Source organism: Bacillus sp. DTU_2020_1000418_1_SI_GHA_SEK_038, from assembly GCF_032341175.1.
Lineage (GTDB): Bacteria > Bacillota > Bacilli > Bacillales > Cytobacillaceae > Cytobacillus.
Map to the genome: position 1 here is coordinate 3,680,611 of NZ_CP135435.1, position 20,799 is coordinate 3,701,409.

Annotated in this window: 19 protein-coding genes and 1 riboswitch; of the genes, 5 read left to right on the top strand and 14 right to left on the bottom strand. The window is 38.5% G+C overall.

From position 1 onward, the window contains the following. The first annotated feature begins 41 nt into the window (after positions 1-41). Positions 42-335: a cytosolic protein gene (locus RRV45_RS18415; protein ID WP_315666111.1), complete on the top strand. Its 294-nt coding sequence runs from the start codon at positions 42-44 to the stop codon at positions 333-335. A gap of 49 nt (positions 336-384) precedes the next feature. Here RRV45_RS18415 and RRV45_RS18420 read toward each other — a convergent pair whose 3' ends face one another. From RRV45_RS18420 to RRV45_RS18430, 3 genes are all read right to left on the bottom strand, one after another. Next, entirely contained in the window at positions 385-909 is a 525-nt protein-coding gene (locus tag RRV45_RS18420; protein WP_315666112.1) for a DUF2179 domain-containing protein, read from the bottom strand. Positions 910-953: 44 nt separating this feature from the next. Next, the gene (locus RRV45_RS18425; protein ID WP_315666113.1) at positions 954-2,462 is read right to left on the bottom strand and encodes a BCCT family transporter; all 1,509 of its coding nucleotides are present in this window, start codon (positions 2,460-2,462) and stop codon (positions 954-956) included. Positions 2,463-2,841: 379 nt separating this feature from the next. Continuing rightward, on the bottom strand, positions 2,842-4,887 hold the full coding sequence (locus RRV45_RS18430) for a CocE/NonD family hydrolase (RefSeq protein ID WP_315666114.1): 2,046 nt from the start codon (positions 4,885-4,887) through the stop codon (positions 2,842-2,844). Positions 4,888-5,225: 338 nt separating this feature from the next. On the opposite strand from RRV45_RS18430, the gene RRV45_RS18435 reads away from it, so the two are divergent. Beyond that, entirely contained in the window at positions 5,226-5,915 is a 690-nt protein-coding gene (locus tag RRV45_RS18435) for a TetR/AcrR family transcriptional regulator (RefSeq protein WP_315666115.1), read from the top strand. Between the two features lie 81 nt (positions 5,916-5,996). Here RRV45_RS18435 and RRV45_RS18440 read toward each other — a convergent pair whose 3' ends face one another. Next, positions 5,997-6,272, bottom strand: a complete 276-nt coding sequence (locus RRV45_RS18440) for a YutD family protein (protein WP_315666116.1) — start codon at positions 6,270-6,272, stop codon at positions 5,997-5,999. A 234-nt stretch (positions 6,273-6,506) separates the two neighbouring features. Here RRV45_RS18440 and RRV45_RS18445 point away from each other — a divergent pair, with 234 nt between their 5' ends. Next, entirely contained in the window at positions 6,507-7,124 is a 618-nt protein-coding gene (locus RRV45_RS18445; protein WP_315669083.1) for a YhcN/YlaJ family sporulation lipoprotein, read from the top strand. Between the two features lie 41 nt (positions 7,125-7,165). Here RRV45_RS18445 and lipA read toward each other — a convergent pair whose 3' ends face one another. Beyond that, positions 7,166-8,083 (bottom strand): lipoyl synthase, encoded by a 918-nt coding sequence (lipA, locus tag RRV45_RS18450; protein WP_315666117.1) that lies wholly within the window; start codon positions 8,081-8,083, stop codon positions 7,166-7,168. A 194-nt stretch (positions 8,084-8,277) separates the two neighbouring features. Here lipA and RRV45_RS18455 point away from each other — a divergent pair, with 194 nt between their 5' ends. Further along, a complete protein-coding gene (locus RRV45_RS18455; RefSeq protein WP_315669084.1) occupies positions 8,278-9,258 on the top strand; it encodes a M23 family metallopeptidase in 981 nt (326 codons plus the stop codon). 50 nt (positions 9,259-9,308) lie between these two features. Here the strand turns inward: RRV45_RS18455 and RRV45_RS18460 are convergent, their stop codons facing one another. From RRV45_RS18460 to RRV45_RS18490, 7 genes are all read right to left on the bottom strand, one after another. Then, complete coding sequence (locus RRV45_RS18460) at positions 9,309-10,016, bottom strand: ABC transporter ATP-binding protein (protein WP_315666118.1); 708 nt, start codon at positions 10,014-10,016, stop codon at positions 9,309-9,311. After that, positions 10,009-10,797 carry an ABC transporter ATP-binding protein gene (locus tag RRV45_RS18465; RefSeq protein ID WP_315666119.1) on the bottom strand — a complete coding sequence of 263 codons (789 nt, stop codon included), beginning with the start codon at positions 10,795-10,797 and terminating at the stop codon, positions 10,009-10,011. The genes RRV45_RS18460 and RRV45_RS18465 overlap by 8 nt, the downstream gene beginning before the upstream one ends. Before the next feature lies 1 nt (position 10,798). Then, on the bottom strand, positions 10,799-11,734 hold the full coding sequence (locus RRV45_RS18470) for a branched-chain amino acid ABC transporter permease (protein WP_315666120.1): 936 nt from the start codon (positions 11,732-11,734) through the stop codon (positions 10,799-10,801). A 12-nt stretch (positions 11,735-11,746) separates the two neighbouring features. Continuing rightward, positions 11,747-12,622 (bottom strand): branched-chain amino acid ABC transporter permease, encoded by an 876-nt coding sequence (locus tag RRV45_RS18475; RefSeq protein ID WP_315666121.1) that lies wholly within the window; start codon positions 12,620-12,622, stop codon positions 11,747-11,749. Between the two features lie 341 nt (positions 12,623-12,963). Further along, positions 12,964-14,163 carry an ABC transporter substrate-binding protein gene (locus RRV45_RS18480; protein ID WP_315666122.1) on the bottom strand — a complete coding sequence of 400 codons (1,200 nt, stop codon included), beginning with the start codon at positions 14,161-14,163 and terminating at the stop codon, positions 12,964-12,966. 375 nt (positions 14,164-14,538) lie between these two features. Beyond that, a complete protein-coding gene (locus tag RRV45_RS18485; RefSeq protein ID WP_315666123.1) occupies positions 14,539-16,104 on the bottom strand; it encodes a Na+/H+ antiporter NhaC family protein in 1,566 nt (521 codons plus the stop codon). Positions 16,105-16,225: 121 nt separating this feature from the next. Then, positions 16,226-16,431, bottom strand: a riboswitch (Lysine riboswitch). Between the two features lie 66 nt (positions 16,432-16,497). Further along, the gene (locus RRV45_RS18490; protein WP_315666124.1) at positions 16,498-17,586 is read right to left on the bottom strand and encodes an HD-GYP domain-containing protein; all 1,089 of its coding nucleotides are present in this window, start codon (positions 17,584-17,586) and stop codon (positions 16,498-16,500) included. A gap of 615 nt (positions 17,587-18,201) precedes the next feature. On the opposite strand from RRV45_RS18490, the gene RRV45_RS18495 reads away from it, so the two are divergent. After that, positions 18,202-19,344, top strand: coding sequence for an IS110 family RNA-guided transposase (locus tag RRV45_RS18495; protein ID WP_315668941.1), 1,143 nt, complete (start codon positions 18,202-18,204; stop codon positions 19,342-19,344). Between the two features lie 159 nt (positions 19,345-19,503). Here RRV45_RS18495 and RRV45_RS18500 read toward each other — a convergent pair whose 3' ends face one another. After that, the gene (locus RRV45_RS18500; protein ID WP_315666125.1) at positions 19,504-19,806 is read right to left on the bottom strand and encodes a YunC family protein; all 303 of its coding nucleotides are present in this window, start codon (positions 19,804-19,806) and stop codon (positions 19,504-19,506) included. A 102-nt stretch (positions 19,807-19,908) separates the two neighbouring features. Beyond that, positions 19,909-20,754, bottom strand: a complete 846-nt coding sequence (locus tag RRV45_RS18505) for a DUF72 domain-containing protein (RefSeq protein WP_315666126.1) — start codon at positions 20,752-20,754, stop codon at positions 19,909-19,911. Positions 20,755-20,799: the final 45 nt, after the last annotated feature.

Genomic DNA, 20,799 nt, shown 5'->3' on the forward strand with positions numbered 1-20,799 from the left:
CTCTTTTTTCTTTGCAATTTTTTATAAAGAGGTGATATTCATTGGATAATAAGGAAGAGCGTGAATATACGGATTTTGCGAATGTTGAAAAGCGAAGAAACTATGTGACGGCAGAGGACTTTCCGGATGGAGCATATGGGTCGCCTTTTCGAAAGCATGAGCCTGTAGAGCTAAAAAGTACTCCTTTCCGTGAAGAACAGCGCAGGTATAGTGCCTTTAATTACGAAAATAAAACCTTACATGAAGACATGCCTCGGCAAATGGAAGGAGCACATCCTACCCACGATGATCCCGAAAGAAGCATGGAACCGCCTTATGATGATTATCAAGACTAAATAAAACTCCTAAAAAAAGCAGCAGAAGAAAATTCTCTTCTGCCGCTTTCTATTTTCGCATGGAATGAAGACCCTTTAGTAAGAATCCACCGTTGAACTGATTAGGCTCATAGGAAATGATGAATGCTTTTGGAGCGAATGAAAGAATAAGGCTTCTAAGGCGATGCTCAGAATTACGTTTCGCCAAAACTTTCATAACAAGGCGTTTTCCATCCTTTCCGTCAGCCACCCAAGACGTTACACCATAACCTTTTTCTCTGACTTTCATTGGAAGGTCACACTCAATTGAATCAACGATTACTTCAAAAACGATATAACCGAGTGCTAAATAAGATTCAATTTTGCTACCAAGAAATACGCCTATCCCCCATCCAAAGCAATAGGCTGCGATATTAATCGGCTTGTCCAAATTATCAAGAACGATTGTCAATCCCATTAAGTAAACAAATACTTCACCCATCGAAAGAATTGACGCTACGAGACGGTAGCCTTTAATAACTAGGATCACTCGCAATGTAAAAAGAGATACATACACGATATTAATAGTAATTATAGTGAGTAATATTGATAACATGATTTCTTCCTTAGCCATTCAATGACGTTTATTTTTTTGATTTCTTAATTCTCAGTTTTGGGAAAGTCTTTCTTCAGCCATCTTAGTAACGATACAATAAGCAATAAATAAATGATAAAGATTGGAACAGAAACGATGACTGCCGAAGTTTGAATGACCCGCAGTCCTCCGATCAGCATTAAAGATACAGCGATAACTGCCAACATCGCTCCCCAAACCATGCGATGCCATCTTGCCGGGTCCTGATCATCTCTAAGCTCTTTAGTCGCAATTGCCGCAATAATATACGTAGCTGAATCTAAAGAAGTTGATAAGAAAATAATCCCCAGTACAAGGAAGAATGGGAGAACAATTGCACTTAACGGAAGTGATTTTAGAATTTCAACAACTGCCGCAGGTCCGCCCTTTTCATTAAGAATATCTTTGACAGGTAAAATATCATTTAATTGCAGATTCATGGTATAGCCGCCAAACACCATGAAGTAGATCCATCCTCCAATCGATCCCCATAATAATACGTGTGTAATCAATTCGCGGATTGTCCGGCCTTTTGAAATTTTTGCTACAAACAAGCCTAAAAATGGTGCTGTCGCTGCAAACCAGGCCCAATAGAAAACAGTCCAGCCTTGAGGGAAACCGCTCTTATTAATCGGATCTGTATGAAAGCTCATAAATAGGAAGTTTTGCAGCATTAATCCAAAGCTGTTCGAAAAATACGATAAAATAAACAAGGTCGGTCCAACAAGGAATACAAATATCGCTAAGGCAAGCGCCATATAAACATTGATGTCAGCTAATCTTTTTATTCCTTTATGAAGCCCCAGATAGGCACTAGCAGAATAAATAATTGTAATACAGATTACAATAACAATGTTAAGTCCAAGGGATTCTTGAATACCGAATATTTCTCCAACTACACTAGACATCATCGGAACCCCTAAACCTAAAGATGTTCCAAGTCCACCGACAAGACTCCAAATCACAAGAACATCGATTAACTTTGCTAGCCACCCATTTGCATACTTGCCAAGCGCCCCGCTAAGTGCAACACTCATTTTCAATGAAGGAGTCTTTTTCACAAAATACGAGTAAGCGATTACAACAGTAGGAAACGCATATAATGCCCAGGCTGAAATTCCCCAATGGAATAAACCATACGTCACTGCCCATTCAGCAGCTTCACTACTTTCAGGCTCAATTCCAAACGGAGGTCCCATAAAGTAATAAACAGGTTCCATCATGGACCAGTACATGATACTTGTTCCCATTCCAGCTGTGAATAACATCGCTCCCCAGCTAAAATTAGAAAACTCCGGTTTCCCTTCGCCTAATTTTATTTTTCCGTATCGGCTAAAAGCAAGCCAGATAAGTAGAATAAATAAGCCTATAGTTAAAAACTGGAATGACCAATCCATTTTATATGTGATTGAGCTCATTAAGCTATCTAAATAAGGCTCCGCCACTTTACGGTTTAAAACAAGCATAACGGTTGCTCCGAAAATGACAACGAGCGATGTCCAAAATACCATTGGATCAATTCGTACTTTCCCCATTTTTTTCCTCCCCAAATTCTAAAAAGATAGACATTTGATAATTAACAGAAAATTATCATGATTATTTTTTATAATATGACTATATTTTTTAGAAAGATTATTTTTTTCTGTATGATTATATTAACACAATCAAAATAAGAGAACAATAAATATTCTAATAATTAATAATATAAAATCAGTTTAATATAAGAGAAAAAAACAACTTAGAATAACGTTGGAATACTTTAAAAAACCGTAAAAATTATTGAATTGTATACATGGATTGCCAAAAAAGTAATGCTGAATAAGTTAATTACATAAATAAACGAATTGGGCCCCATGGAGTCACGAAACTGACTTCATGGGGCCAGCTGCCCCTTAAAGTAAATTCACTTCAGCTTTACAGACCAAAACGTTCAATCTTTTTATCCCACTTTTTGTTAAATACTGGTTGATCGTTTTCTTTAACATCCATTTCTCCAATAATCATAAAGTTTTCCTTATCGGAAGTTTGCGTTACGATAATATCAGCTTCAATCCACCAGCCTTCGCGGCCCATTTTCATTTTCTGTGTAATCGTATATTTGGCTGAGAGCGGATCCGCATTACTTAATGTTAATTCACGTTTTAAATTGTGTTCAACCGTCACATCAATGTCATCAAAACGATAAACGCCTTCGCCAAAAACTCCACCAACACCATCAGTTATACTAGTCCAAGTATCTGTTAAAATATCGTATGAAATAGAACGGTCTACCTTTCCAGGAGCCAGGATAGTTGTCGGCGTTAATGGCGCACTTTGAGGATTCATGTTTGGTCCAGCTGCCTTACTTCCCTTAAAGATCGGCAAGAAGAACTTAGCAGTCTCCAGATTCAGCGTAAGAGTTGCATCCTCAGGCATTGGCCAAAACATTGGCCAGAAAGAAGTCGCTATCGATAAACGAACTCTGTGTCCAGCCTTAAACTGATGTCCGCAACAGTCTAAATCTACAAATGCTTTAACCTTTTCGCCGGGGATTAGCTCATTTACTTGATCATGTCCGTTTAAATGAGTTAAATTCATGACTCCATAGGAAACACGAGTTACAGATCCATCAGGTGCCACATCTGATAGCTGTGCAAAAAGCATGGCATGTGGTTTATCACTTGCTAATTCTACTTCAAATCTAGGGTACCCAACGATTTCTAGTGGACTTTCTAACACTTCTCCTTCAAAAACCATCGCCATTCCATCATCCATTCGTTGGTCTGCAGGGCTTTCGCCAGGTACGCCAGCACCCATCCATTCACCTGCTAATAGGCCATGATTTAATGGAGTTTTTAAGAGTACTTGCTCTTCCTTCTCATCTCGTTCTTCTACTAATTGACCCTTAGTTATTTGATATGCTTTTGGAACAACTTCATCTGTTGGCCATGATTGGAGACCTACCCAATATCCTTTACTTACTGGTTTGAAGACAGATGGTGGCATGCTTTCTTCCACCCACACATTTACCATTGGTCCATCCATTACGTCATTTTCTATTCCTTTAAGCCAATGATCCCACCATTTAACAGCTTCTTGTAAAAAGCCCATCGCAGGTCCTGGAACGCCATCATGAGGATAAACGTGAGCCCATGGTCCAAGAATTCCTTTTCTTGGTACAGATAGTCCCTTTAATAAACTTAGCACTGTATTCTGATAAGAATCTTCCCAGCCGTCAATTGCTAGAACAGGCACTTCAATATCATCATAGTTTTCACAAACAGAACCATGCTTCCAATACTCATCCCTTGTTTGGTGCTCCATCCATAGAGTCATCCATAAAGGCATATTTTCTAATCTTTCTAGCCATTTTTCTCGCCAAACATCTCCAACAATATTTGGATCAAGCGGACGTGCCTGATAAGCTAACATAATGTTGCCCCACCAGAAATTATCATTTAGCAGGCAGCCACCTTTATAGTGAATGTCGTTGTTATATCGATCATCTGTAAAACCAATTGCAATAATTGCTTTTAAATGTTTTGGTTTTCTAGCTGCAACTTGAAGAGAATTAAAGCCACCCCAAGATTTGCCCATCATCCCGATATTTCCATCACACCAGCTTTGATTCGCGATCCAATCAATCACTTCTAGTGCATCATCCTGTTCTTGCTTTAAGTACTCATCTTTTAGCAGACCATCTGATTCCCCTGACCCTCTCATATCAACTCTAACAACTGCGTATCCGTTTCCAGCAAAATAACCGTGCATAGGTTCATCTCTAGCCCTTGTGCCATCTGTTTTGCGATAAGGAATATACTCTAAAATAGCCGGTACCTTTTCCCCTTCCTCAACTTCCGGCAGCCAAATTCGACTGGATAGTTTAGTACCGTCTTCTAAAGTAATCCAAGTATTTTCAATTGCTTGATACTTAAAAGGAAACTGAGTAATAATTTCTTTTTCTTTGTATTCTGTTGACATTGTTGCATCCTCCTCCTCTATCATTTGCATAGCTTTAGAACAAAGCGGCCTTTTTTTCACCACTTTAAGCGCTTTCAACTAAAGTTAAAAAACAGTCATAATTATTTTATAATCACGATTATAAATTTATGTGCGTTTAGTATAGCATTCGAAAATATGTTTATCAACTTAAAATCTTCAAAAAACTCCAAAATTAAATGATTGGCAAGTATTTTACTATGGAAATAATATTGTTATAATATAATCATGATTAAATTTGTAAGTATTGGAAAAATCCAACTATCGTAATTTGAGGATTATTTGAAATAAGAGCTTATAAATTGAGGGGGAGAATTGATTTGAATAAAAAGGAAATTCAAATGGGACGTATGTGGAAATACTTTGTGGACGCAACTGCCGAAATTATCGAAGAAGAAGGTTTAGAAAATGTAACAATAAGGAAAGTGGCAGATAAAGCAGGCTATAATAGTGCAACGATTTATAACTACTTTTCTGAGATATCCCATTTAATTTTTTTCGCTTCAATGAAATTTATGAAAAACTACACAGATGAGGTATCTCTTTATATTGAAAAAGGGAAGGATCCGCTCGAAAAATATTTATTAGCATGGGAATGTTTTTGTAATCACTCGTTTAAACAACCACAAATTTTTCATGCGGTATTTATTATGGACTTAGGAGATCAGCCAGAAAAACTGCTTGAAGACTATTATAAAATCTACCCTTCTGATTTAATTAATATCCCGGAGGAACTAAAGACAATCCTATTTGAACGTAATGTGTCAAAAAGAGGAAGATCCTTTTTGGAAATTGCCCTAAAAGAGGGATTTATTAAAGAGGAAAACGTTGATTCAATTAATGAATTAACGATTTTAATATGGCAGGGAATGTTCACCAACATCTTAAATAATCGTAAAAGCTACGAGTTTCAAGAGGCTGTAAAAATTACGATGGACTATATATCTGAGATCGTCAACAATGCAAATTTATTTAATTTTCAAAGGTCTAAATATGAAAATCAACGATAGCAAGCAGATTTTTTAAAGCAAAAAAGCGAGGAATCTTCTGTCACCTTTTGGAAGACCGAGATACTTCGCTTTTTTTCTTCTTTACTTATTTATTTTTTTCGCCACAAAATATGCACAGCCAAAATTGCAGAATTCATATAAGTATTCCGATAATGTACTGATTTTCGTATCAAAGGTAGCTTTCTGATTTTGGTCGTCAAAGAAGCCGCGGAGCCTAAGCTGACCGTAGCCCCAATCCCCAACAATATAATCATACCGGGTTAAAATATCACTATACCTGCCCCGGAATGCATCTTCATTAAAACCATTTCTTATATCTTCTATTACCTCATAGCAAACGTTATTAACACAAATCAAATCAATCACCTCAGTTTAAAAACAGCGTCCTCATCCCCATTATATTGGAAATGTTTGTATTCTGAAAGTATTTCTTACTTTATTTAAATTATAACTGATAGCCCATCAATTTCTAAGAGAAAAAAATAATCGGCTGGTTATTCTATAAACAAGGAGGTGCTTCACATTAGAAAATCATTGATCATCTTAGGAATATGCGGCCTCACAGCCTTAACAGCCTGTCAAAACAATAATATGGCAAATGAAAGCGATGGAGTTTACGAAAGAAGCGGTAACACCCTGAATGTAAATACTCAGCGCCCTGAGTTAAATAATCAAAATAATAATGGCAACAACGCCAATAACAGGGGTTTCATGAACACGAATAATAATGGAACAGAAAATAACTTTGGTTATGTCCGCCACCAAAAGAGCCCCATTGCAGGCGAAAGGGTTTCAAATGTTAATAATGGAACCATTAATCGGGAGCAAGTGGCTGATATGATTTCCGGCTATTGTACGGATATTCCAAATGTAGACGATATATCCACACTTGTGACAGATGAAGAAGTGCTGATTATTTATCACACGGATTCAAATGACCGCAACATGATTGCAGACCAGGTGAAGAAAACAGCCATGTCTGTCGTCCCTAGATGGTACCATGTTTATGTAAGTGATAATACGGCTCTGCGCCCATATATTGAAAACTTTGCTACGAACAGCCCGAACACAGAAAATGTAAATACTGGCCTTAACAAAGTAATAAAAGAAATGCTAAAATCTCCACAGGGGAAAAAGATGGGGAATGGCGAAAATGAAAATGGAGAATTACAGGGCGAGAGGAATAATAACAACAATCGAAATCGATGAAAACAAAGGGTTCAGTATCGGCTGCTGAACCCTTCTTTTTATTATGCTTCTTTAAGCTCGATTTCTCCAAGCTCCTGCTGACGCTTAGCCGCAGCATTAACTTGTTCATCAGCGTGGTAGGATGAACGAACAAGCGGACCTGCCTCACAATGATTAAAGCCCTTGCTTAAGGCAATTTCCTTTAGCTCTTGGAACTCATCCGGGTGGTAATATTTTTCTACCTTCAGATGCTTTTTCGATGGCTGTAAATATTGGCCAATCGTCATAATATCAACATTATGCGCTCTTAAAGCGTCCATTGTTTCAATGATTTCCTCTTTTGTTTCTCCCAGACCTACCATTAAGCTGGATTTTGTCGGAATATCTGGCTGCAGTTCTTTCGCCCTGCGCAAAAATTCTAACGAACGGTGATATTGAGCCCGTGCTCTCACTCTTGGAGTAAGGCGCTCAACCGTCTCAATATTATGGTTTAATATATCAGGACGTGCATCCATCAATGTCTTTAAATTTTCATATACTCCGCCCATATCTGACGGCAATACTTCAATACTTGTGAATGGGTTCTTTCTTCTAATTGCTCTTACGGTTTCTGCAAAAACAGCTGCTCCGCCATCTTTTAGATCATCCCTTGCCACTGCTGTCACAACAACATGCTTTAAGTTCATCAGCACAACGGAGTCTGCGACTCTTTCCGGCTCCTGCCAGTCCAATTCAGTAGGCAATCCTGTTTTGACCGCACAGAAACGGCAGGCACGTGTACAAGTATCCCCTAGAATCATAAAAGTAGCCGTTCTTCTTTCTGCCCAGCATTCATGAATATTTGGACATTTCGCTTCTTCACATACTGTATGAAGACCATTTTCCCTCATCATTTTCTTTAAACCGGTATAGTTTTCATTCGTGTTAAGCTTTATTTTTAGCCACTCCGGCTTACGTATGTATTCCTCTTTTTTGCTCAAAACTCTCCACTCCTTTTTGAAAAGGCAAGGTGCCTGAATACCTAAATTACACTCATATGATGCAACTTTAACACATGGGGTTACAAAAGGACAAGTTGCAATATTTCGATTACCAATAATTGATATAGATTTATTTTTTCAAAAATCACAAACTAAACAAGCATATGAGTGAGGAAGGGAGGATTACTTTGAGGATTAAATTAATTGTTATTCTAACATTGCTTCTTTCTTTATTTTACCCTTGGAATGGAAATGCCCAAACTGATATGAATGAAGTATACAAAAGCCGTATGGAATTATATAAAAGGATTGAAGCTGTCACTCACATTCCTTGGTATTATCTTGCCGGAATTGACCAATATGAACGTAATGTAAGGCAGGCTAGAAGAGACATCCCAAAAGCTGAGGGGCTAACTGGAATTTATTTCAAGCCTGAAGAATGGGCAGGACCTTTAAATCTTGATCCGACTGACGATAACCTATTATCCTTACAGCTTTTTAACGGAAAGGGCATGGATGGCGATGGGGATGGAAAAGCAAGTTTAACAAATGATGTAGATGTTCTCTATACGTTTGCCCATCATCTTCTTTCGTACGGAAGGGATCATGATAATATCAAAATAGGCTTATGGGATTATTATAAACGGGATAAAACGGTTAGCATCATTGTTGGAAAAGCTAGACTTTATAAGCATTTTGGAAGATTGGATCTAGATGATCGTGTATTTCCGCTTCCATTAAGAAGCCACTATACTTATAAAAACACATGGGGTGCTGCCCGTGGCTGGGGTGGAAGAAGAATCCATGAAGGAACGGATATTTTTGCTGGCTATGGTGTCCCTGTTAGGGCAACCGCATATGGAATTATCGAAATGAAGGGCTGGAATCGCTTCGGCGGCTGGAGAATTGGGATTCGGGATATTAATAATAATTACCATTATTTTGCCCATTTAAGCGGTTTTGCGAAGGACTTGAAAATAGGACAAATTGTCGAGCCCGGGATGTTAATCGGTGGGGTTGGAAGTTCTGGTTATGGACCGCCTGGCACCTCAGGAAAATTCCCGCCTCATTTGCATTATGGTATCTACAAAGACAATGGCTTTACAGAATGGTCATTTGATCCGTATCCTCACTTACGATTATGGGAAAGACAGGAACGAAACAAAAAAAAATAAAAGAAGGGGACTGACTCTTGGAGTCGTTCCCCTTCTAAAAAGCTTTATTTCTAATGTCCACCCAAGTAGGCTTTCTTGATATCTTCGCTTGCCTGCAGTTCAGCTGCAGTACCAGAAACCGTTACACGGCCTGTTTCAATTACGTAAGCACGGTTAGCAATAGATAAAGCCATATGCGCGTTTTGTTCTACTAGCAGAACTGTTGTACCTTCACGGTTAATATCCTCAATAATTTGGAAAATTGTTTTAACCATTAATGGAGCAAGACCCATGGAAGGCTCGTCAAGTAAAAGAAGCTTTGGTCTTGCCATAATCGCTCTTCCCATGGCTAACATTTGCTGCTCCCCGCCAGATAGTGTTCCTGACAACTGTTTTCGGCGCTCTAGCAATCGTGGAAAAGTTTCATAAACTTTTTCGATATCCTTATGAATTTCTTTTGAATCTTTTCTTAAAAAGGCTCCTAGTTCTAGGTTTTCCTCAACGGTCATGTTTGCAAATACACGCCGTCCCTCTGGTACATGTGAGATCCCCGCCTTCACTATGCCTTGAGCAGCCTTTCCGCCAATAGAATCACCTAAATATTGGATGGTTCCATTTTTCGGCCTAAGAAGTCCGGATAAAGTTTTCAGCAGCGTACTTTTCCCAGCTCCGTTCGCACCAATAAGGGTAACAATTTCTCCCTCATTTACTTCTAAAGAAACCCCTTTAAGGGCTTGTATATTCCCATAAAATACGTCAATTTTATCTACTTTAAGCATTGTCGACAGTAACCTCCTCACCTAAGTAAGCCTCGATGACTTTCGGATGATTACGAATTTCTTCTGGTGTGCCTGCGGCAATTAGCTGTCCATGGTCCAGCACATAAATTCTTTCACAGATACCCATAACTAAGTTCATATCATGCTCAATTAATAAAATCGTCAGATCAAATTCATTACGGATAAACGCAATTAACTCCATGAGCTCATGCGTCTCTTGCGGATTCATTCCAGCTGCTGGCTCGTCAAGCAATAGAAGCTTTGGTCCTGCAGCTAGTGCTCTCGCAATTTCCAATCTCCTTTGCTGACCATAAGGAAGGTTTTTTGCCATTTCGTCCTTAAAATTTTCTAATTGGAAAATTTTAAGGAACTCAATTGACTTTTCTTCCATTTCCTTTTCTCCCGAGAAGTGAGAAGGAAGACGGAAAATGGAGCTTACAATTGAGTGCTTTGCTAAAGAATGATAAGCAACTTTAACATTATCCAGAACAGAAAGCTCATTGAAAAGACGGATATTTTGGAAGGTACGGCTAATCCCAAGACGTGTTACCTTATATGGAGGCAGCCCATTTAGACGTTTTCCCTCTAACAGAATGTCTCCTTCTGTTGGCACATAAACACCAGTCAGTAAGTTAAAGCTTGTTGTTTTTCCTGCACCGTTCGGTCCAATTAGCCCAACTAGCTCACCTTGATTGATTTCCATGCTAAATCCTTGAACAGCTTTTAATCCGCCAAATTGAATGCCTGCTTCTTTAACCTGAAGTAAGGGTGTATGGGCCATTCTAGCTACCTCCTTTCGCGCTTTTCCACTTGAATAAATCAGTGATTTCACGAGTACCCATTAGTCCTTGAGGACGGTATAACATCACGATAACTAAGACAAGACTGTACATAATCATTCGAGTTTCCGGATAATCCTGCAAGAATGTAGAAACTAATGTTAATAATATCGCTGAAATAACCGCCCCTGATAAGCTTCCTAGCCCGCCAAGTACAACAAATATTAAAATATCAAAGGATTTTAAGAATCCGAAGTTCGTTGGCTGAATAATATAGAAGTTATGAGAATACAAGCCGCCCGCAATGCCGGCAAAGAACGAGCCGAGCGCAAACGCGATAACCTTATAATAGGTCGTGTTGATCCCCATCGCATCCGCAGCAATTTCATTCTCACGAACAGAAATACACGCACGTCCATGTCTTGAATTTGTAAAGTTCATAATGACCAAAATCGTTACAAACAGACAGATGAACGTATAGGTCCAAGTTGTTAAATGGGAAACCTGCATACCAGCAGCTCCACCTACATAATCAATATTCAGGAATACAATCCTGATAATTTCTGCAAAACCTAAAGTTGCAATGGCCAAATAGTCACCTTTTAAACGAAGGCTCGGAATCCCAACGATAAGTCCCGCTACTGCTGCCATGATTCCGCCAGCAATTAAAGCAATTGGAAGTGGAAGATGAAGCTTCATCGTAAATATTGCTGAAATATAAGCACCAACAGCTAAAAATCCGGCATGTCCAATCGAAAACTGCCCTGTAACCCCGATCACTAAGTGCAGGCTGACTGCCAAGATGATGTTAATGCCTATAAAGATGAGTGTATTTGAATAAAACGCGTTTAAGATTCCAGCACTAATCAGAAATTGCGCAACTCCGTAGACGATGACCGATAAAATTAAAAATAGCCAAAATCCTTTTGCCTTTTTCATAGATTCTTTCACCTACACTTTCTCTCTAGCATTCTTACCGAAGATGCCCGATGGTCTAAATAATAGGATTAAAATGAGAATAATAAATGCTGCTGCATCTCTCCATAAAGAGAAACCGAAAGCGCTAACAACAGTTTCAACGACTCCAAGCACAAGTCCTCCAACCATCGCTCCTGGTATAATCCCTATTCCCCCTAGAACGGCGGCAACGAATGCTTTTAATCCAGGAATAATTCCCATTAGCGGTTCAATTTTTGTATAATAGACACCAAAAATAACACCTGCAGCTCCTGCCATCGCTGAACCAATTGCAAATGTAGCAGATATCGTATTGTTTACATTAATCCCCATCAAACGAGCTGCGTCCATATCGTGTGATACCGCACGCATCGCCTTACCAATTTTTGTTTTATGAACAATGAATTGCAAAATAATCATTAGAATAATTGAAACGGAGAGAATTAATAGAGATTGACTGCTGATTTGAGCACCAAATACATCAAAGGATTTATTTGTAAAAACATTTGGATAAGCTTCTGGCTGCGCACCTCGAATGTAAATTACTCCATATTCGATAAGAAGGGAAACCCCGATTGCCGTAATTAAAGCGGCTATTCGAGTTGCATTGCGGAGGCGCTTATAGGCAATTCTTTCAATGAGAACCCCAAAAATTGCACAAACTGTCATCGCGAGTAATAATGCTGGGAAAAATCCTAATCCCCATCCAGCGATGGCATAAAACCCAATAAACGCACCGATCATAAAAACATCGCCATGTGCAAAGTTTATTAATTTAATAATTCCATAAACCATCGTATAGCCTAATGCAATTAATGCATAAATACTGCCGAGTGAAATACCGTTTATTAATTGCTGTAACCATTCCATGAATACTCACTCCCTTATTAGAAAAGCGTATGCGCCTTGATCCTTGAAGGAACGCAGACTAAAAGCGCCACGTCCTGTGGCAACGTCTGCATGCCCCGGATCCTGCTGGCCTCAAGCACAAGACAAGCCATCGGGAAGGTTGTAGTTTAACCTTCTTCGCGGATTGGCTTAGACCCAAGAGCCCCTAGGCGCTGAAGCTAGACAATTTTAGAAAAGCGTATGCGCTAAGGCTGGACATTTAAAAAAAGCTTAAGCGCTATGACTGCTTTTCGACAAAATTTTTACCATTAGGAATGGAAAATGGGAGGATAGGATAATCCCCCCATTTCCTGTGGTTAATCTTAAGGATTAACTTTTGTTTTGAATTTTTGCTTACCATCTACATATTCTAGAACGGATGCAGATTTAATTAAGTGGTGATTCTCATCAACTGTAATTGTTCCTGTGATTAAAGCTAAATCTTTAGTAGCAGCAAGAGCATCTTTAATTTTTTCTGAATCAGATGTAGTGCCAGCACGCTTCATTGCGTCTACAAGAAGGTAAACTGTGTCATAACCAAGTGCGTTGAAGGCATCTGGTGATTTGCCGCTATTTTTATCCCCGTAAGCTTTAACAAACTTTTGAATTGTTTCATCTGGATCTTCAGCAGAATAGTGGTTGATAATGAAAGTATTGTTTAATGCATCTGCACCAGCTAATTCAACTAGTTTAGGAGAATCCCAGCCGTCTGCTCCCATTAAAGGAACTGTAATTCCCATTTCTCTAGCTTGTTTAACGATAAGACCTACTTCTTCATAATATCCAGGAATGAAAATGAATTCTGGATTAGAAGCTTTAATACGAGTTAATGTTGAACGGAAGTCTGTATCCTTAGCAACATATGATTCTTCTGAAACAATTGTACCGCCAGCTGCTTCAAAAGTTGATTTAAATGAAGCGGCAAGACCTTTTGCGTAATCACTAGCATTGTCAGCAAAGATTGCTGCATTTTTGACGTTAGCATCGTTTAGAGCAAAGTTCGCTGCAACTGTTCCTTGGAATGGGTCGATAAACGCAGTACGGAAAACGAACTCATTTACAGATCCATCTTCACGTACAGTTACAGTTGGGCTTGTACCAGATGGTGAGATAAGAACAGTCTTATTGTCGTTAGCAATTTGCGCTTGTGCTACTGTGTTACCACTTGTAGCAGCACCGATGATTGCTGTAACTTTATCTTGGCTTGTTAATTTAATGGCAGCATTTGTTGCTTCAGCTGCATCTGATTTATTATCAACTTTGACAAGTTCAATTTTCTTTCCATCTACACCGCCAGCTGCGTTGATTTCTTCAACAGCAAGTTCCACTCCAGAAGCAATTCCTGATCCATATGATGCTACTTGACCTGAAAGTTCTAAGTTAGCACCGATTTTAATTGTATCCCCCTCTTTAGAACTAGAACCGCCTGAACCTGCTTCCTTACTGCCACTACATCCAGCAAGGATACCAGCCATTAATGTTGTAGCCATTAAGACTGATGTGATTTTTTTCTTGAAAACCATTTAGTTTTCCCCCTTTTTTCTATTTCTGTTTGTTCAAATATTTTAAAACATAGAAAGGTATTTTTGAGCTAGATTAATTAGTATAGAATAATCTATCTGCAACCTTCTATTACTAGTCAGTCTATTTTCCTAATTTAAGCAAATAGATTAGGAATTAAAATATTTCTGACTATTTATTTAATATATTGATAGTATATTATTTTTCGATTAGTCTGTCAAAACAATATTTTTGAAATAGTATTTTTTTAGGAATAATCTAGTACACTTCTTAATATAAGAGTATTTTCACGTTTAAAAAGGAACTTACATGAAAATTTTATTAGTGAAAAAAAGACCTTCCCGTATTCGGAAAGGTCAAAATAAATATTATTCAAATTACAACGCAAGGTTTTTCTGTTTTTTCCCAGCAACTATTATCACTATTAATAGCATGAAAGCTACTGCCAATAGAGCAAGTAAAGAGCTGCCTGTAAAACCTAATATTAAATAGCCTACAGCTGAGATAGCTGCGCTAATTAGAGCATAAGGCAGCTGTGTCATGACGTGATCAATGTGATTGCAGCCAGCACCAGTTGAAGAGAGTATTGTTGTATCGGAAATAGGTGAACAATGGTCGCCAAAAACAGCTCCAGCTAAAACGGCTGCCATAGCTGGCAATAAAAGATTGATGTCTGTTGCTGCAGCAATATGGCCAGCAATCGGGAGCAATATACCAAAAGAGCCCCATGATGTTCCAGTACTGAATGCCATAATGCCTGCTAATATAAATAAAATAAACGGCAATAAGGCAATATTCATGTTGGAGTTTTCAACGATGTTAGCCATATATAGTCCTGTTTCCAATCGTCCGATTAAATCTGATATGGTCCAGGCAAACAATAGAATATAAACCGCCGGCAGCATCGATTTCATGCCAGATAGAAGTCCTTTGCCTAAAATGCCGCCATCTACCCCTTTTAAAACAAAGGCTTGGCGGAAAAACATCGCCATAGTTACAAATAAACCTAAAAGCCCGCCGATCATAAGGGACTTCGAAACATCTGTGTTTTCAAAAATCTTGATAATAGTTGCTGTCCCTTCTGTAGCTTCATACCCCGTCCAAAACATCATTCCAACAGTGCCCAATATTAACGTTATAATTGGCCATAGTAAATCACCGACAGTTCCCTTTGTGCTTGTTGGGAGATCATCTTTTAATTCTCCAGCAAGCGGTTTATCCGGGTCATAGACTAAACCCTCTTTCACGGCGCGAATCTCATGAATTCTCATTGGACCAATTTCGAAATTTCTTAAGGCTACAATGAATACCATTGCTAACGTGGTCCAAACATAGAGATTCATTGGAATCATTTGCAGAAAAGCCGAAAAGGCTGAGTACTCTGTTACATGATTCGCTGTTAAAATAGTTCCGATTAGCGTAATAATATAAGCCCCCCAGCTCGAAACTGGTGAAACGACACAAACAGGGGCAGAGGTTGAGTCAATTAAATAGGCAAGCTTTGCCCGGGATACTTGTTGCCTATCTGTAATAGGCCGGGATATTTGCCCAACAGCCAGTGCGTTAAAATAATCATCAATAAAAATAATAATACCTAAAACTGCCCCGACAATTTGCGCACCTGCACGAGTTTTCACCCGTTTCATAGCCCATTCTCCAAATGCACGGCTTCCGCCAGTTATAGAAATAAAAGCTGTGATCATTCCCAAAATGAGCAGGAACATAATGATATATACATTCCATGTATTTAGCTTTCCATCTGCAACGAAAATCCCCTTAACAGAATCATAAATAATTGCTAAGGTGTTTGTAATGCGAAACTCACCTAATATAAAAGCTGCTGATACTATCCCCACTCCTAATGAAAGCAATACCCGTCTAGTCATAATAACCATAACGATAGCCAGCAGCGGGGGTATCAGTGAAAAAACTGTGTTCTCCACAATGTTTTTCCTCCTTATTTTTTGTGGGAGGGAATCATGAAAGGTGATAGAGCCAAATAAAAAAGAGTAACGATAGAGAAAAGTCTACCATTACTCATCATAAGCAATTAGTTTCTCCATCACGATCTGTAGCTCCCCAATATGAAGGCTGTTTCAGTTTACGAATACTTTTCCCTCATAATGACAGTGTTACTCTTGTTCAAAGTAACCCCAGCAAAATAATGGTTGACACCATTTATTTTACTTCGGCAAAATTCCCTTTTAACTGTAGTCATCGTTGTCATCCTCATACAGTCTACTCTTGAATTTGGCACCTCTACCTCACCGGACTTGATAAGGTTTATTTGAATGTCTCTACAAATATATCAAAATAGTAACTCTGTTTCAAGCTGATCATTTAAAAGCAGTATCACAGCTAATAATAATGACGTTTAACTCCTGCTTTAAATCAATATCATAAGGAATTACTTTTTCTCCATGATGCTCCATGATTCGAATATGGGGCCGGTCTCCTAAGCCAGTATTTTGTCCTGAAACAATTCCTTTTCTTCCATCATTTAAAACAACCGACAAACCAACTGGATAAATAGCAACCGCCAGTCGAAAAGCTTCTACCACTTTTTGATCAAATAATGATCCCGAACCAGCATAAAGAACTTCGAGTGCTTCACTTGGGAGCATCGCTTTTCTATAAACTCGATTAGAGGTGATTGCATCAAACACATCTGCTACAGCAATTATTTTTCCAAAATAATGAATGTCAGGTCCTAGCAAACCTCTAGGATAGCCTGTTCCATTCAGGCGTTCATGATGCTGATAGGCACAATGGGCTACTAAGAGGGGAATCGTATGCACTTTCCTCAAAATTTGGAATCCCTCATCTGCATGCTGTTTGATTGCCTCATACTCAATATCCGTCAGCTTTTCGGGCTTAAGCAAAATATCTAATGATACTTTTAGTTTGCCTATATCATGAAAAATAGCGCCAAGCCCTAGTATCTCAAGTTCTTTCGTTGAAAGTCTTAACTCCATACCGATTGCCAATGAATAAAGTGTTACATTCAGAGAATGGGTAAAAATATAATTATCGTATGTATATGCATCTGCTATTAAATTCAATAATTCCGATTTCTCTTTTATTTCAGTTAAAAGATACCGAATTATTTCAGAAAATCGCTTGGAAGCCTGTTCTACCACAAACGAATTGGTTATATCAAGATCATTTTGTATTTCCTGAAATGTAGAGCATATCGTTTGTATTGCTTCCCTGCGCATGGAATCCGAAAGTGTGCCCTCGTACTCTATATCCTCAGTTTCACTGTCTTTAATAAAAATATAAGTTATTCCCAAATCTTGAAGACGCTGTATCATTGAATCTTTTAAGATAATTCCTTTATTTAGCAATATTTGACCTTTTTCATTGTATATCGCTTTTGCAAGAATTGTTCCGGCGTCAACTGATGCTGTCCCGACTAGTCTCATGTAATACACCTTTTCGTTGCATAATTTACTATCATATTTTTGTTGGAAATTTATGTACTATTTTTTCTATGTTAAACTAAATTGTCGTTGGATTCATTGAACAAGCCTTGATGTACGGAGTAATCACCAGCGCAGAGAAATGAAGCCAATGACATTTACATTCTGGGTTGAGATTTTGCAAAATCATGAATTTATCTAGAATATTATTCTTGTTTTTGCGACATTTTTCCTATTATTTCTACATTAACCTTTTATCGAGGGAAATTTCAACTGACATAAGTCCTAAAATTTCTTTTGTAATTATTAATGAAGAAAATTGGACACTAATTTCGAAAATCGTGACTGTAGCTCTTATACAACAAAAACTAACATGATTAAATTTTACTCCCAACCCAGGCATGAAAATGTTTAAACCCCGTCCATACTGATAGATGACATAAGCAGGTTCAGTGCGTGTCTTTTTTTGGTGACCTCGATCCTGTAACAAAAACTGCTTGAATGAGTTTGGAGTTCAACCCTTTGTGAGCACCTGCAATCGGGTGACTACGGACAGAAAAATACTTATTGTCAAACTCGTTCCCTGTTTATGATCTTGTTTAAGAATAGGTGGTTATGATGGAAGTATTGTTGGAACGTTGTGCAGGTTTAGATGTTCATGCGGAAAGTATTGTTGTTTGTGTACTTAAAGGGAACGATGATAACGAGTTAACAACTGAGATTGAGACTTTCCCTACCTTTACAAAAGATTTATTTCGTCTCTTAAAATGGCTAGAAGAAAAACAAGTTACACACCTTGCGATGGAAAGTACAGGTGTTTATTGGAAGCCAGTGTTTAATATTCTGGAAGACTTTTTTGATATCACCTTAGCTAACGCCCAAAGGATTAAGAACGTCCCTGGTCGTAAGACCGATGTAAGTGATGCAGAATGGATAGCCAAGTTGTTAAGGGTAGGTTTGATAGAAAAAAGTTTTATTCCACCCTCAGACATACGTGAGCTTCGGGATCTTACTCGACTTCGAAAAAAGTGGATAGGACATATCACTTCTGAAAAGAACCGTATTCAAAAAACTTTTGAGAGTTCGAATATTAAGCTAAGTTCCGTCATCTCCGATGTCTTTGGAGTGTCTGGCCGAAAGTTGCTTGCACGTCTTCTAGAAAAAGGCTATATAGATGAGGAAGAAGTAGAATCCTCTATTCATGGACGGATGCAACACAAAAAACAAAGTATTTCCGATTCCTTATTTGGAACGATTAACAATCATCAACTTTTTTTAATCAGACAGTCTTGGAAGCATATTGAATACTTGGAGTCTCTGACCGATGAAATTGACCAAAAAATTGACCAGATACTTAAAAGCTACCAAGAGGAAGTAGCTATCCTAACGTCTATACCAGGTATAAGTAAAAATACCGCTTCGGTAATTATCGCAGAAATCGGGGTAGATATGCGCCAGTTTCCTTCATCTGAGCACCTTGCTTCTTGGGCAGGATTATCCCCAGGAAATCACGAGAGTGCAGGAAAGAGAAAGAGTACACGTACAACTAAAGGGAATCCTCATATTAAATCTGCTTTATGTGAAGCTGCTTGGGCTGCATCGAGAAGTAGAAATAAATGGTTCGCACTAAAATATTGGTCTACTGCAGCAAGAAGAGGAAAGAAAAAAGCACTCGTAGCCACAGGCCATCGAATGCTTCGTACGATTTACTCTATGTTAATCAACAAAGAGCTATATAAAGAACCGCTACAAACTAGTTAGTATAGCCAAGTCCACAATAATATATACGAGATACCTCTCCACAAGGTAGCTCAGCTTTCTTATTGTCAAATTTAGGATGACCACTCAAGTAATGATCTATACCTACTAACAGATAAAAGATTATTTTCACAGAAAAAAGGCAGCCTAATACCGGCATGCCTAAACCATTTTTAGCAGCGCTTCTCTTCCAGCCATCCCTTTATGGATTCCTAGAGCCTCAGCTTCGTAAGTGACTGATTCAAGTGGTGCATCGAGAAGCTGATCAATCGTTTTCACGCCTACTGCTCTTCCAGCGATGACTTTCCGGTCTTTAAGCTTCTCATTTAATAATGCCACATCAAGAGCACCGCACATAATATATCCTTTATCGTTTGTCACAACAAGTAGATTTGTTTTTGGCAATTGCACCGAGACACATAGAAACGAGTGTCCCTGAATGTCAATCGGCTTTAAATCAATCAATGAATAAACACTCCTTTCCCTTCCCATATCAAAATATGCATGGCTAAGGGAAAGCGTGTATTACTTACTAGACTAGTTTGCGGAATTATTTATAACTGTCAGCTAAAAAAGATTTAATTGCCGCGGGGCTAATTCCTTGTATTCTATATTCAATAAATCAATAAGCTGTAAGGCATTGTCCGCTGCGTCTCCACCAGAATTATTATTAAATACAACATATAGCGTTTTGCAGGCGTCTTTTAATTTCTTAAGATGCTTAGCCCATTCGGAAAGCTCTTGATGATTATAGCGATATAAGTATCTGACTTCTCGCCAGTTTTCTGCGTTTTTCTTTTGCCATCCATGAACATTTCTTCCATGAAAGCGAATGAGCACTTTCTCATTATTTACTGTTTCTAACACAGTTGGTATAGATCCCTCTCCAGCCTGTGGTTCATCACAAATAGAATGAATCCAATTTTCTTCTTTCATAAATTGAATCGTTTTTTCCTTATACTCAGGTTTAAACCATGATTGATGCCTGAATTCTAGTGCACATGGAAGGTCCCCCATCTTTTCTTTGCACCAGCGTAAATAATCTACATTCTGCTTCTTACAGTCGAACCATGGCGGAAATTGAAATAGGACCATAGCTAATTTATTTCCTTCAATATAAGGCTGTAAAGAGCCTTTAAAAGCAGCGAACATTTCTTCCTTATCTTTAAAAGGAATTTCGCCTCTTTCATGCCCCGTCATACCTTGGTAGGCTTTTACGATAAATTGAAAGGATTCAGGAGTGTCTCTCACCCATCTTTCTGAGTTTCTTTTTGGCTGTACAGCATAGAATGACGCATCCACCTCAACCGCAGGAAAATAGCCGCTATATTCCTTTAATTTATCCCGTGGAGAAATATTTTGAGTATATAAGCTGTCATGATCTCCCCATCCTGCTACTCCGATTAGAATCATAGGGAACACCTCCTTCAGAAACATATTAGCATATTTTGAGCTAAG

Coding starts and splice junctions, on each gene's coding strand:
- RRV45_RS18445 (WP_315669083.1), top strand. CDS start 6,507: ATGGCAAATGAAAGCGATGGAGTTTACGAAAGAAGCGGTAACACCCTG.
- RRV45_RS18465 (WP_315666119.1), bottom strand. CDS start 10,797: ATGGCCCATACACCCTTACTTCAGGTTAAAGAAGCAGGCATTCAATTT.
- RRV45_RS18490 (WP_315666124.1), bottom strand. CDS start 17,586: ATGAGACTAGTCGGGACAGCATCAGTTGACGCCGGAACAATTCTTGCA.
- RRV45_RS18505 (WP_315666126.1), bottom strand. CDS start 20,754: ATGATTCTAATCGGAGTAGCAGGATGGGGAGATCATGACAGCTTATAT.
- RRV45_RS18495 (WP_315668941.1), top strand. CDS start 18,202: ATGGAAGTATTGTTGGAACGTTGTGCAGGTTTAGATGTTCATGCGGAA.
- RRV45_RS18420 (WP_315666112.1), bottom strand. CDS start 909: ATGTTATCAATATTACTCACTATAATTACTATTAATATCGTGTATGTA.
- RRV45_RS18430 (WP_315666114.1), bottom strand. CDS start 4,887: ATGTCAACAGAATACAAAGAAAAAGAAATTATTACTCAGTTTCCTTTT.
- RRV45_RS18460 (WP_315666118.1), bottom strand. CDS start 10,016: ATGCTTAAAGTAGATAAAATTGACGTATTTTATGGGAATATACAAGCC.
- RRV45_RS18475 (WP_315666121.1), bottom strand. CDS start 12,622: ATGGAATGGTTACAGCAATTAATAAACGGTATTTCACTCGGCAGTATT.
- RRV45_RS18480 (WP_315666122.1), bottom strand. CDS start 14,163: ATGGTTTTCAAGAAAAAAATCACATCAGTCTTAATGGCTACAACATTA.
- RRV45_RS18425 (WP_315666113.1), bottom strand. CDS start 2,462: ATGGGGAAAGTACGAATTGATCCAATGGTATTTTGGACATCGCTCGTT.
- RRV45_RS18470 (WP_315666120.1), bottom strand. CDS start 11,734: ATGAAAAAGGCAAAAGGATTTTGGCTATTTTTAATTTTATCGGTCATC.